This is a genomic window from Undibacterium sp. FW305-107 (assembly GCF_058788535.1).
Window position 1 is genome coordinate 666,191 of the sequence record NZ_JBYTAV010000001.1, and the last position, 13,121, is coordinate 679,311.

Annotated in this window: 11 protein-coding genes and 2 pseudogenes; 5 read left to right on the top strand and 8 right to left on the bottom strand. The window is 53.0% G+C overall.

The annotated features are described in order from the left end of the window. Positions 1 to 88 precede the first annotated feature (88 nt). Positions 89 to 1,549 carry an efflux transporter outer membrane subunit gene (locus tag AC3WQT_RS03120; protein ID WP_492702155.1) on the top strand — a complete coding sequence of 487 codons (1,461 nt, stop codon included), beginning with the start codon at positions 89 to 91 and terminating at the stop codon, positions 1,547 to 1,549. 231 nt (positions 1,550 to 1,780) lie between these two features. Next, positions 1,781 to 2,440, top strand: a complete 660-nt coding sequence (locus AC3WQT_RS03125) for a hypothetical protein (protein WP_492702157.1) — start codon at positions 1,781 to 1,783, stop codon at positions 2,438 to 2,440. A 147-nt stretch (positions 2,441 to 2,587) separates the two neighbouring features. Here the strand turns inward: AC3WQT_RS03125 and AC3WQT_RS03130 are convergent. The 4 genes and pseudogenes from AC3WQT_RS03130 to AC3WQT_RS03145 form a co-directional block, all read right to left on the bottom strand. Further along, positions 2,588 to 2,812, bottom strand: a pseudogene (locus AC3WQT_RS03130) (transposase); the annotation flags it as partial. Between the two features lie 225 nt (positions 2,813 to 3,037). Beyond that, positions 3,038 to 3,907 carry a class I SAM-dependent methyltransferase gene (locus tag AC3WQT_RS03135; RefSeq protein WP_492702159.1) on the bottom strand — a complete coding sequence of 290 codons (870 nt, stop codon included), beginning with the start codon at positions 3,905 to 3,907 and terminating at the stop codon, positions 3,038 to 3,040. A gap of 29 nt (positions 3,908 to 3,936) precedes the next feature. Then, the gene (locus tag AC3WQT_RS03140; RefSeq protein ID WP_492702161.1) at positions 3,937 to 4,818 is read right to left on the bottom strand and encodes an alpha/beta fold hydrolase; all 882 of its coding nucleotides are present in this window, start codon (positions 4,816 to 4,818) and stop codon (positions 3,937 to 3,939) included. A 10-nt stretch (positions 4,819 to 4,828) separates the two neighbouring features. Beyond that, complete coding sequence (locus AC3WQT_RS03145; RefSeq protein WP_492702163.1) at positions 4,829 to 5,722, bottom strand: NAD(P)/FAD-dependent oxidoreductase; 894 nt, start codon at positions 5,720 to 5,722, stop codon at positions 4,829 to 4,831. Positions 5,723 to 5,831: 109 nt separating this feature from the next. On the opposite strand from AC3WQT_RS03145, the gene AC3WQT_RS03150 reads away from it, so the two are divergent. Then, a complete protein-coding gene (locus tag AC3WQT_RS03150) occupies positions 5,832 to 6,464 on the top strand; it encodes a TetR/AcrR family transcriptional regulator (protein WP_492702165.1) in 633 nt (210 codons plus the stop codon). Further along, a pseudogene (locus AC3WQT_RS03155) lies at positions 6,461 to 6,562 on the top strand (IS5/IS1182 family transposase); the annotation flags it as partial. The gene AC3WQT_RS03150 and the pseudogene AC3WQT_RS03155, both read left to right, overlap by 4 nt. A 1,063-nt stretch (positions 6,563 to 7,625) precedes the next feature. On the opposite strand, the gene AC3WQT_RS03160 reads toward AC3WQT_RS03155, so the two are convergent. After that, a complete protein-coding gene (locus AC3WQT_RS03160) occupies positions 7,626 to 7,931 on the bottom strand; it encodes a helix-turn-helix domain-containing protein (RefSeq protein ID WP_492702167.1) in 306 nt (101 codons plus the stop codon). 187 nt (positions 7,932 to 8,118) lie between these two features. Between AC3WQT_RS03160 and AC3WQT_RS03165 the strand changes: the two genes are divergently transcribed. Continuing rightward, positions 8,119 to 8,520, top strand: a complete 402-nt coding sequence (locus AC3WQT_RS03165; RefSeq protein WP_492702169.1) for a hypothetical protein — start codon at positions 8,119 to 8,121, stop codon at positions 8,518 to 8,520. A gap of 125 nt (positions 8,521 to 8,645) precedes the next feature. On the opposite strand, the gene AC3WQT_RS03170 is transcribed toward AC3WQT_RS03165, so the two are convergent. From AC3WQT_RS03170 to AC3WQT_RS03180, 3 genes are all read right to left on the bottom strand, one after another. Further along, complete coding sequence (locus tag AC3WQT_RS03170; RefSeq protein ID WP_492702171.1) at positions 8,646 to 8,978, bottom strand: hypothetical protein; 333 nt, start codon at positions 8,976 to 8,978, stop codon at positions 8,646 to 8,648. Between the two features lie 12 nt (positions 8,979 to 8,990). Continuing rightward, the gene (locus AC3WQT_RS03175; protein WP_492702173.1) at positions 8,991 to 10,649 is read right to left on the bottom strand and encodes a tyrosinase family protein; all 1,659 of its coding nucleotides are present in this window, start codon (positions 10,647 to 10,649) and stop codon (positions 8,991 to 8,993) included. Between the two features lie 155 nt (positions 10,650 to 10,804). After that, positions 10,805 to 12,889, bottom strand: a complete 2,085-nt coding sequence (locus tag AC3WQT_RS03180) for a multicopper oxidase family protein (protein ID WP_492702175.1) — start codon at positions 12,887 to 12,889, stop codon at positions 10,805 to 10,807. Positions 12,890 to 13,121 lie beyond the last annotated feature (232 nt).

Below are 13,121 nucleotides of genomic sequence, written 5' to 3' on the forward strand. Positions count from 1 at the left end.
CCCTTTAAATTTGATTTGCACAACATGTGACCATTTCATGATATAGTCACCAAATACTTTACCCTTTTTCACTTCACGGAAGATGCCCATGTCAATCAAACGCTCTCTCTTGATGTTCATTGCCACCGGTCTTGCAGCAGGTTGCGCTGTCGGACCAGATTATCATCAACCTGCCTCCTCAATGCCAGATCGCTACTTAGGTCAGACCGCGATTGAGCAGCGGCATGCAAAAGCCACCGCAGACTTCATCGCCTGGTGGGAAGGCTTTGGCGACCCACAACTGACCCGCTACGTAACGCTGGCGCTGGCGCAAAATCTCGATCTTGCCCAGGCGTCCGCTCGTGTCGCCCAAACGCGCGCAGGACTCGGGGCCGCGAATGCCGCACTGCTGCCTTCCGGCAATATCAGTGCCCAGGGCGCGCGCGCCTATCAATCGCTTGAAACGCCGCTGGGGCAAATCATGAATTCAAAGCCCAATTTCGATCGCCACGGCAACGCCTATGAGGCCGACCTCGGTGCAGGCTGGGAACTGGATGTATTCGGTGGCTTGCGTCGTGGTCAGGAAGCTGCACTGGCTGAATATCAGGCTTCTGAAGCGGGTGCCACGGCAACACAACTGGCGGTGGCAGCGCAAACCGCCGACATCTATATTAGTATCCGCGGACTGCAAGCCCGCCTTGACATCGCTCGCAAACAAGTGCAGACGCAACAAGACCTGCTCGCCACCGTCAGTCTGCTATATGGCAAGGGACTGACGGCGGAACTTCAGGTGCGCCAGGCCGAAGCTGCGCTGGCCCAAGTGCGGGCATCGGTGCCTATCCTCGAAACAGGGCTGGATACGGCCATGAATGCGCTGGATGTCATGTTAGGCAAACCACCCGGCACTTACCGGGTGGAACTTGCTCATACTGGTGCTATTCCGGCCGCCCCGCAAATTGCATCTAGCGGTTCGCCAGGTGATTTGCTCAGGCGCCGGCCCGATCTGATCGTGGCAGAACGCCGCCTGGCTGCATCGAACGCCCGTATCGGCATGGCGATTGCCGAGTACTATCCCAAGCTTTCCTTTAGCGGACTGATAGGCAGCACGACATCGGTGTCTGGCAGCAACCTGTTCACCAGTGGTGCAAGCCAGGCCGCTGGCGTACTGGGTCTTCGCTGGCGTCTGTTCGACTTTGGCCGCATCAATGCACAGATTGATCTGGCCAAGGGGCAGGAAGCCGAGGCGTTGGCGGCTTATCGGCTCGCTGTGCTGCGCGCAACCGAAGAGGTAGAAAACGCGTTCTCGGCCCTGGTCAAACGTGAGGATCAGGCTGACATACTCACTCAGGGTGTGGGCTCGCTCAGTCGGGCGAGAGGTGCCTCGTTTGCGGCATACCAGAAAGGAGTCGTCAGCCTTATCGAAGTCCTGCAAACTGACGAAAACTTGCTACGCGCTACCGATATGCAAGCGCAAGCACAAACCGAATCAGCCCGCGCAGCAGTCGCCGCATTCAAGGCGCTAGGTGGCGGTTGGCAACCCCGTCAACCCGAAGTACTAGCAATTAGGTAACCTGTCCAACAAATATCGAAGTTGGTGTTTGATATGGGTATTTCACATTTTCAGCAAAACGTCGAAGTCGAGATATCAGGGAAGACGTATAAGTTACCACGCAAAGTGACCGATGATCTTTGGCAACTAGAAGAGACGAAAACCAAGCGAATTATCGAGCATACCTGAAGGCGGCAATGCCAGAACAGCTAAGCGAATCACAGGCGGCAGAGCTCGTTGTGGAAGGGCACCATGTTCAAAATTGATGATGAAACTGCTGACGAAGTGATTAACCGTCTTGACCAGGCACAAGCTTCCGAGATCATATCGGACAAGCTTTTCCATGATGAGATCATTGGGCAAATGGACAGTACTTTTGCTGCACGTCCATGGATTCTGTGTCTGGCACTCTATATTTATCGCGGCATCTACGTGGTATTGCGATATGTAGCCAGCATGCCTGGCAGTTCAGATACTGCCAAGCGATCAACCATGAATGAGCGTCTGGAGAAATTTCGGTTTGCATCCGAATACGGACGCACGGCAAATGCTGCAGGCCGCGCCTGGTTCTTTGAACAAATTCTACTCAGCAAAATCAATAAGATCGATGCCACGTTTCTGGCTTGGTCTGGCGTCATCCAAATTCGCCGACGCAGGAATTACCTGTGCAGCCGGGACAGCATCTCTGGGTACTTCCTGATGGCACCGCTTATCTTGCTCGCCATTGTTGCAGACCTGGTTTGCGCTTGTGAAGGTATCTCTGCAGGAGCGAGGGCTTTCCAGGTGACCGTCTATCTTGCAGAGATTTCCATGCTGTTCAAATTTTACAAAAGTGTGAGTTTCGATGTTTACAAACTAGCGTCCAAGTATTACATCACTAATAGCTGGTTAGGTAACCCATCATTGCGATAAGCTACTTACTTCAAAGAACATGTGTCCTTGACTAAAACTTACACAGCTCCAAATATTATTCGATTCAAATTCAGTTCAAGTACCGTGTTTTTTGAATAAGTTAAAAATTCCGTTTATATGATGAACAGTATATTTCAGCACCGTTCATTCTTCCATCGCCACGTCCGACGGCCCGAACCATTGCTGCATGAAGTGGATGTGCAGCATCGCCTCGATTGGAAACGGTTTGCGGCTTGTCGCCTTGACCGAGGCGTGCGGCGCTATCAACGCCAGAAACTCTTGCCACGGAACTGCCAGCTCCATCTCGTCGAGAAATACCTGCTTGCGCGTCCGTCAGTTGCTCAGGCCCAGACCAAGGTCGCTTTGTTTCATGGACTTCCCTCTTTTCGGGAATCCTTTTCCGACTGCCGAGGTCAGCAGAAATTTCGAATACCATCCCTAAGCACGTGCACCAACATTTTCGAGTGTCGCGCAAACTCTGTACCCCGCCATTAAAGCCTCTAGCTCGCTAATGGGGGCTTCCAAGCCAGAGGGCACATCAATCTGACTGGCCAAAGACACCCCGCTCCACCGAGCGGGGGCGTCTCCCCCTATTAATCACTGCCAGCTCACTGGATTGCGTGCCATGACGATCCACGCCGCGCCGTTGATCATCACCGACCGCTCGCCGGGGAGGACAGCGAAGGCGGCACGAACTGCGGCCGAGGCGCGGGCGCGGATGTCGTCGGGCTGATCAGCGAGGGCACGCGACAGCGGGCCGACCTCGAGTGCCATCTTCACCGCGTCGTCGATCGCTGCGTCGCGCGTCCTGCCCTCGCCAAACGGGACGGAAGCATCGAAGGGCGCGATAGCAATATCGGTGAAGCCAGCTGCCGTCAGGATGCGCGCCACCCGCCCCCGGTCGCCGAACGAAAATGGGCCGGGTGCTTCGGGATCTGGCAGCGCGGTCAGCGGGACGATGCTCTTGAGTGCGCCCATCGGCAGGCGCATCCAATCGTTCTCGGCCGCGCTGCGCCAGCAGACGAAAGCGACCCGCCCGTCCGGCCGGAGCGCACGTCGCAAGTGGGCGAACGCCCCTGTCGGATCGTCGAAGAACATCACCCCGAAACGCGAGAAGAGGATGTCGAACGCGCCCTCGGGCAGCTCGGCGCTGCTGGCGTCGGCGACCTGGAACAGGGCCGACGTATCCTGTGGCGCAAGCGCGCGCGCTCGGCCGATCAGTGGTTCCGATATGTCCACGCCCAGCACTTGGCCCACCGCGCCGACGCGGGTGGCCAGAGCCAGACTTGACGCGCCCGCGCCGCAGCCGACGTCCAGCACGCGCTCACCCGTCACGGGCGCGACGGCTTCGATCACGGCCTCGCCGAACATCGCTACCATGGCGTCGAGCCGGGCCTGATTGGCGACCCAGCGCTCCCCGCTTTGGTCATTCCAGTCGGCAACCTGATAGGCCTTTTGCTCTGTCATGCTATCTCCTTGTTCTGATTCGTTCTTAACTAGCTACGCTTTTCGCTTGGCAGGGGTAAAGACACTACTCGGCCCCATGCCGCGATCCGTTCTGCGATCGCCTCGGGGGCTTCGATGTGCAGGAAGTGGCCGACGCCGGGGACGACCTCCATCGCGTGCGGGGCAGCGAACCGATGTCGGTCGTCGACCTGCGGGGGGAGGATGCAGCCGTCGTCGGCGCCGTGAAGCTGCAGCAGGGGCACCTCGATCGGATGAGACATGCGGCGCGTCGCCCCAAGCATTCCGGGTTGCAGCATCGCCCGGTAGTACTTTAGAGGCGCGGGCATGCTCGCTCGTAGGTGCTCGTGTAGCTCCGCCTTGAGCGCAGGATCGAGCGAGAAGCCGGGCGACCACTGACGCCAAAGGTGGTCGATGAGGGCGAGATCGCGGGCGGTGGCAAGCCAGCCGCTTCCTGGCAGTTGAAAGAGCCCCATGTACCAGCTCCGGCGTAGCTGAGCGGGGTGTGTCAGCCGACTCATGAACGTGAGTGGATGAGGGATTGCGAGCGCGACAGCGCGTTCGATCCGCTCTGGCGCAGTGACGCAGGCATCATATGTGATCAGGGCGCCCCAGTCGTGGCCAATCAACTCCACGGGTCGCCCCGGAGACCAGAGGTCGATCAGCGCGAGCACGTCGCTGGTGATGGCCGTGAAGTCAAACGGCCCCGCAGTCGGGGACGGCGCGTAACCGCGAAGCCAGGGGGCGACAACGCGGCGTCCACGGCGGCCGAGTTCAGCAAGGAAGGGCTTCGCGGTCGGCGGATGGTCCGGGAAACCGTGCAAGACGATCGTCGGTTGGCCATCGGGATCGCCACCCTGCAGCGCGTGAAAGGTGCCGTGTGGCAGGTCGAAGGTGACGTGTTCGAATTCCATGTGTGTCTTCTCACACCAGCATCGACTGCTGGGCGAAGATACCCGCCATCGCGCCCTGCGATGATGCCTGGGTGACCGAGGGCAAGAAGGGCGTCGTGAGGTCGCCGGCGGCGTAGATGCCAGGCATGCTGGTTTGGCGGCGCTCGTCGACTTTGAGGACGATGCCGGTGGGCGTATCCACCGTAGCGAGGCCCAGTGATTCATGCAGGCTTGCGGACGGCTTGTTGCGCGGATGTGCGAACAGGATGTCGACCGCGACATTGAAGCCAGTATCGAGCTTGACGGTGGCGCTATGCCTTCCCTGATGAGCGATCTCGATAATCCGGCCATCAACGACAGGTAAGTTGCGGCGCGCCAGATCGGCCCGAATCTCGGGCGTAATGTCGTGACCATCGGTGAAGACAGTCAACTTGTCGGTCCAATCGTGGAACAGCCTGACCTGATTGTGCGACTGCGGGCCGGACCAGACGAGGCCCCAATGCCTGTCGGCGACTTCGTAGCCGTCGCAATAGGGGCAGGGCACAATGGATGTACCCCAGCCTTCGGCGAAGCCTGGGACGTCAGGCATCTGGTCGACGACGCCATAGCTCAGGATCAGGCGACGCGCCCTTAGGCTTTCATTATCGTCAGTGACGACGCAGAAATCGTCGATTGCGCCAGACACACTCTCGGCCCTGGCATTGACCAGCTTGATCGTTGGATAGCGCGCCAACTGCTGCCGCGCCTCGGCCAAGATGTCCAGCGGTGGCTTGTGATCATGGCCGAGCAAGCCATGCGAATGACCGGCAAAGCGGTTGCGCGGCCGGCCAGTGTCGAGAACGATGACCTTGCGGCGGGCACGGCCGAGCTGCAAGGCTGCGGCGAGGCCGGCAAAGCTGCCGCCGATGATGATGACGTCATTCATGGTGATGGGCTCCGTGTTGTTGTGGATGGAAGGGGTTGGATTGCACATTTAAGATACTATGTGGTATAGTAATTCAATAATTTGAATACTGTCAAGTACTGGAATTGTCATGACCAAAAACAGTCAAGGCCGGCGCGGCCGGCCCGCTAACGAAGCGCTTCGCCAAACGATCGTCGATGCCGCCTGCGAACTCTTTGTGGAATTGGGTTTTCAAGCGACGACCATGGATAAGGTCGCCCAGCGAGCGAAGATATCCAAGCTCAGCATCTATCGGCATTTCGAGAACAAGGAGGCTCTGTTCAGCGCGGCCATGATGGCCCATTGTCGTCCGTTTGCACCACAGGCCCTTTTCGAAGGTGCCGACGGTTCGGCCGAAGATCAGCTCATGGCGATGGGATCATCCCTGCTTCGCACGCTGTTGAGCCCGGACGTCCGCAGTGTCGAAGCCATGGTCTTGGCCGACAAGACGAATCAAAAATCGTTAAGCAAGCTCCATTACGAAGCCGGGCCCGCCCATGTCATTGCCCAAATCGAGGCTCTGTTGCGTCAGTTGCACGCGAAGGCGATTCTCCATGTGCCCGATGCTCTCCGGTCCGCCCGCTTGTTTGCCGCGCTTTTCAAAGGATCTGATCTCCTGATCATCGCACGCTTCGATGAGGCGAGAGCAGAGGACGATACCGAAATTGAATCCTATTGCCGGTCGGCTGTCGCCATGTTCGTCGCCGCGCACGGTGGCAACTAAAGGTGCGCTACCACGGCCTGATGAAGAACACGCAACAATTGCATACGTTGTTCGCCCTGAGCAACCTATGGATGATGTGCGGACGACTGATGGGCGAGGTCATGCATGAGCGCAAAAACCGCCCGCGCGGGCAGGCAATCGGCGGCTTCTTTATGCCGAACGTCGCGCTGCATTCAACCCAGGTGCCGCGCCACTCGCACCGCATCGGCTCTATGTTTATGACTCAGTGCGGCAAAACGAGTTCTGAACACCATCCTTAACGAAGAATGGAATTCTAGGCTCCAGCTTAATGGGAGGAAACATCGGGACTGTTTTTGCTAAGCTAGAGCATAAGGTTGTTTTCAGCTACCGTTAAAGGACACTAATAACGGTCACATATTGTTCCAAGATGGCATCACCAGCTTAGGTTGCTTAGCAAGGAGCGGGAGTGGAATCATGCTGGGTTACAGCACAAGGATAGCGCGCTTATCAAAAATGAGCAATTATTCTTTCTTGGCAATTAGCACCATCTTGAATAAATCTCTACGCCTGTTTGCAAACTCAGAGTGCCAGCTTAAGCCAAGAAAGTATGTCAGAAACTCTATGGATGACCCAAACGCCTTCAGCATTGGATACACACCCGTGTACATCATGAGCCACGCACACTTGACCAAATCAGTACAGGGCAGCGTGCCGCATTTGCGCTTTCAATATTTCTCGCACTGAACCTCACCTTGCAAACTGCTCCGCCGATATTACTCTTAGACGATCCAATTGCACATATTGATGACCTTAATGCGCTTTCATTCATGGACTATCTGCGAGATTTCGCGGTTCGATCAAAGAGACTGATTTTTTTTGCCACAGCGGATACTCGCATCGCTTCGTTATTTGAAAAGAAATTTTCCTTCCTCGAATCCGAATTCAAAACAATTCGTTTAGCACGGCGAATTGATGTGTGACAAAAGTTGGAATTTGCAACAAGGGAGCAGCTACGCCCACCATACAAGCAGCATCTGCTCGTCAGCCGTAGCCAAGCTTGGGCTGGAGCATAGTTATCTTGATTTCGCAATAGCCTATATCCTAGGATGTTATGCAGAAAATATCTATATCGAAGCCGTTTCCTCGGCACTGTAAAATCATCAGGCGATGATGAATATAAAACTATTAATAGATGTGATTTTACTCACGCAACATTTTGAATAAAGACTTTCTTTTTTTGGGTGTGGCCCGGTGATATTCAAGTACGAGTTCAGCGAGATCATCATCTTCCGTATAAAAATATGAAGTAGGTGCTTCCAAGATTGCAGCTAATTTTTCTGCAATTAAATAGTCTGCTTGATGTACTGCTTTTTCATATCGATTGATACGCGGACTGGCTACAAACTGATCAATCCCAGCTTGTATGCCTAATTGTTTTTGGGAAATTCCAGCAGCCAATCTCAATTCTTTGAGCCGCCTGCCGAAAATTTCGTTTCCTTTACTCATTCCGTAGTTCTCTATGTATTTTGAGAACTACGAGATTCGTAGTTATATTAGTTGCCAGATACTACGAGTTACGTAGTATCGTGTTACTGTGTGCCTCTAAACCTTTCTTGGCATTAATTGGCATACACCTTGTTACTATAAATTCTATGATCATCACCTATCCTTCGTACGCAATGCCCGTTTTTTTTTGCAACTTGGAGAAGAGCGCAGTCATGCTTGGAAGTGTGTTGATCTCGAACTTAATATTCCATATTTCTTCGTCGATTTTGAATTGATTAATGAGGAAGAAGTGCTAAATATGCGTAGGATTATTTCATCGGAGCGTGATTTATTGCAACTTTACCATGATGTCACAGTCAACCCCAATACCAGAATGCGTCAACTTTCTATCATTGCGCCAAATTGGCTAAATCAGACAAATCGTTGGCAAATGATTGATATTGTTGAAGTTCAAAGCGCACATTTTCTGACAAGCGACACACCGATTACTGTTTTTGTAAATCCGATTGGCCAAAAATTGACGACGTCTATGCAAGAGATTAATCTTCAAGAAGCCACACAAATCGAGTCCGTCTTTTCTTTACAATAGCTGGCTCATGCAATATCGTCAGCAGACTAAAAAAAGAAACTTGCAGCTTATGGTGTTACCCACATTGAGCTAAAACCTGCCGGGTTTTTGGATAACTCCACAAACCCGGCCAGGTGATCAATGAGTCAGGGTTGCATGCCTTCTTTTATCCATTGGTCATATAAATCAATTTTCTTTTGATCCATGCGGTTTTTTTCTCCTCCAGGCGGCATGGGGTGTGAGGCTTTGACAGGCTTGCCTTTGTCCGGGCCATCTTTCACAAGCAGGGGCGGCGCGCCAACTGCCTCGTCATAGCCATGGATCGCCACCTGTACCTGATAATAAAAACGTTTTACGCATTCATAATCGTCAAGCTCAAGGTTGGCTGTGCCTTGTGTATCACCTAACACTACCCTTTTCATACAGGCTGTGTAGCGGGCAAAAATTGGTTTGATGTCACGGTTAAACGAAACCATCATGCACTCCTGATTTTATTTGCTGTAATTGATGACGGGGGCGCTGAAGGCAAATTTGCCAGACGGATTATCACGCGAACTGATCGCTAGCGTGACAGTCCATTCCTGGCCATCCTTGCCGCCGAGACGCAGGTTGTTGATATCCTTGCTGATATCCTGGGTCAATCTCAAAGGCACACTGCTGCCTGCATCATCATGATGGTGATGATGCCCGGACAAGGCCCAATAGCTGGCACTCAAGACCAGGTAGCGCTTGCGGAAATTTTTATTACCAACATCGGCTGCAACGTCTTGCGGATGGAAGTAGACATCCGCCTGATAACTGTAATCGTCGCTGCCAGCCTCACGCACGATATCGATGAGGGCTTTGCTTCCATCCAGCGACTGAATCTTGACTTTGCCCTGGATTATCGCATTGGGACGGGATGCAGGGCCATGTGCGCCATGGCTCATCAACTCACTGAACAGGCTTTGCGGATTGTCCCCCAGGGTTGCACCTGGCAGATTATGTTTGGCAACGATGGCGTCAATCTGGCTCTTGGGGACAAACTCGCCAAAGGCACCGGACTGATAGGCATAACCCTGTTTTTTGGTGTCGTAATACAGTTCTGCCCGTCCCATGTTTTTGGTGTAATTGCTGTACGGCTCGCGTTTTTTTCCAATACCTTCTTCAAACCCGACCGGCAATTGCAGGCGCGCATCCTGTTCGCCGCGCATGAACCAGTTGCCACCTGTGATCGTCTCGCTGCCGTGCTCTTCTATCCATTTTTCCAGGGCATAGTCAATGAAGGCATGGAAGGAATAAAACAGGGGATCAAGACCAGCAGTAGCGGGGTTACGCAAGTAACCATGCACATACTCGTCGTGCATGGTATCGTGGATTTGTGATTCAAATGAGCCCGAGTTACCGGCACCACCCAGGGAATACCCACCAAAGGACTGCCAGTCCTGCTTGTAAATCAGGTAGGCCATCAGATAAGGTGAAGTGTAACTGGGCATGGCAGGTTTGCTGCCAGCTGGATTCTGCAACCTGTGCTTGAACCATAATGGCGATGCTGAATCTTCAAAAGCTTTAGGATAACGATTGCCCGTTGGGGGCTTGGTGAAGTTCCAGTATGGGACGGTAACGTTTTTCGTACTCGGGCCAGACAAACCCTCGGGGTCAGCATCTTGCAGGGCTTTTTCGTAAAAATAAAACTCAGCTCTGTGCCACTGGAAAAAAGTGTCTTTCCTGTGTTCGCACATGCCCGGATTTTCATAGGTAATGTTGCCAGTACCTTTAACCTGTTCGTCAAATTTACAACCGTTGAACGGGTTGCTTAAGGTGTCGTTAATCTCATTACCGACATTCAGTTGCCCGTTAATGACTTCATACAATTGCTTGTCGTCACCGCTACCCAGCGCATGGTGGCGCTTGTCATTTACGGCAACCGAAGTGCAATTGTGGACCCAGGCTTGCCATAAAAATCCAGTTCTGTCATAAATGTTTTTCGCGCTCTTGATTTTCATCATCTTCACAGCGTGCTCGAATGCAGCCAGTTCCTCGGCACTGAGTTCATCAATGTTCTTGCGATACTGGATTTCCCGGGGCACTGAAATTTGTGCGCTGACATTGATGGTGAAGCAGCTGGCGAGCAGCAGGCCCGCGAGCAATCGATATCTTGAGGTGTTCATTTTGTATCTTTCATTCTTGATGCCCAAACCTGAAGGCAGGTGCAGCAGTGTGGCTGCCTGATTACCGGATGTTCGATTATCCGATTATTCGTATGCAACCACACTGTGTATTCAGGAAGTCTGCTTAATAAGGAGTATGTGGGTCAATGTATACATCAATGCGAACCATGTGCTCCATGTCCACCTGTGGATGCACCGCCATTACCATCCGGCAGCACGACCTTGACGTTTTGCATCATGCCCTGGTCTTCATGATCAAGGATATGGCAATGCAAGACGTACTCACCGATATAGCGCTGATAGCGGGTGCGGGTTTTGACGGTATAACCTGGTGTCGCCATGATGGTGTCTTTCCATACTCCCTGCATACCGGCATATTGCCCTATCGTCGGCGCTGTCGTATCTTTGAGTGCGCTGACATCGACACCGTTTTTATCGGTGATGCTGATAATCTGGTAGGGATTGACGTGGATGTGGAAAGGATGCTGTATCGGTGCTTCACCTGTGTCAGTCGGGTTGTAAGACTTGATATGCCATTCCTGTACCTGACCCAAGATCAGGGTTTGATGGACTTCAGAAGGTACATAGGGTGCACCATTGACGTCAAAGGCAATTTTGCCGCCGCGCTGATCAATACCCAGTACCAGATCGACTGGTTTTTGCGGATCAGTGAGTTCGGATTCGGGGATGGCTTTATGCGGCACGAATTTCGTCAGTTTCAAGCCATCTTTCAAATCCCTGATGATGGTATCGCGCACACTTCTCGACAATAAGCCAGCTGCACGTACCAGTTCTTTGGTCACGAATTGCGTCTGATCACCGCTGGTCTTATTGCCGGTCGCATGGATCACTGTAATCACCTTCGCATTATTCGGCTGGGCAGAAACAAAGTCAGGCGCGCCGGAATCGCTATAGACGCAATAATCACCTTTTTCTGGCAGGCTGAACAAGATATCGCTGCGATAGCCCGGTTGCAAGGTATTGGTCACCTTGGCAAAAGCACTGGGGCGTGTCAGGCCATCGGTTGCGACTTCAAACTGCAATACGTCAATGCCGTTGCAGGCATTTTTAACCTCGGCTTGCAGTGCCTCTGGTGTATTGGCGGTTGGTGTCAGCTTGCTGATGTCGTTGATTTTGCGGATACGTAAAACGATGGACTCACGTACACCTGCATCTATCAAGCGCCAGCGATACAGTTTGCCTGCTTCCATCACCAAAGGTTTGGCAGGATTACGTGCGAAACCGTTGATCAGGGTATGGCGGCCAGACTTGGTCCAGGCAGTGGGGGCGAATTGCGCCTTAAAGTCTTGCACTATGCCTATGTCCCCCTTTTTGCATAGCCAGGTACCATCAGGGTTGGTCTGTATGACGTCTATTTCTTTGCCAGGGTTCTTGGGGTCAGGTCCCTTGATAAAGCAAGCATAGGGAATCTGCTGCATGAGCATCACTTCGCCATAGCTGCCCGCGGCAGGTTTGAAGGGATTGAGCAAGGTGTCGAGATCACCATTGCTGAGTACGGTAGGCTGCCTGTCGCCTTTGACGATCAGGGCACCGGCCATGCCACTGCCAACTTGTATGGCAGTAGATCCATGCACATGCGGGTGATACCAGAAAGTGCCAGCCGGGTGATCTGCCGGTACATTGTATTCATATTCAAAATTGACCTTGGGCTTGATCGCCAGCAGCACATTGTCGCTATTGCCCGATGGTGAAATCCACAAACCATGCGAATGCAGATTGGTCGTATTGTAGCAATGCGGGGTATTGACGTTGTCTTTCGCCACCAGCTCGCAACCTGGTTCCTTGTCGAGGCGGTTACTGAGGTCAAAGCGCACGGTCTGTCCTGGTTTCATGACTACCGTAGGTGCAACAAAGTCGGGGCGCAGCAGATTAGGCACACCAGAAACATTGCGGCCATACGAGCGCAAGGACACCTGGTCATATTCGCCAGTAGAGGGATTGTAGATAAACCCTGGCGTCATCTGTATTGGCAGGAAATAGCGTATTTCACGGCCCGATCTTTCCACCATCTTGCGCTGCTCACCGCTCAGCAGATTGGCTGCTGGCTTGATCAGGTCTGCGGCTACATCGCGGTCATCGATCTGACTGGCCAGCGGCGGTGCTGGTGGCGTCTCTTTGATTTTGGCCTCTTGTGCCAGAACCGCATGACAGAACATGCTGGCCCCGGTCACGGTGGCGACACCAGCCAGGCGGCGCATTTGTTTTAATTGTGTATGCATAAGGTGATCTCAAATCGGAGTGAGGAGAGTGTGAAAGGATATCAATGGTATTTACTTGCCATTTCAGTTTATAAAATTGACATGCATCTTGCAACAAAGCCAAGCAATCGCTAGCACAAATTTGTTGTTTTTTCGATAAATTTTTCAATTACTTGCAATTGATGCACTAATCGTGTCTGCGCCGACTGCGTGACCTGCATGGTTTGCTCCGGTCCGGCTCTTCAAAAGAACT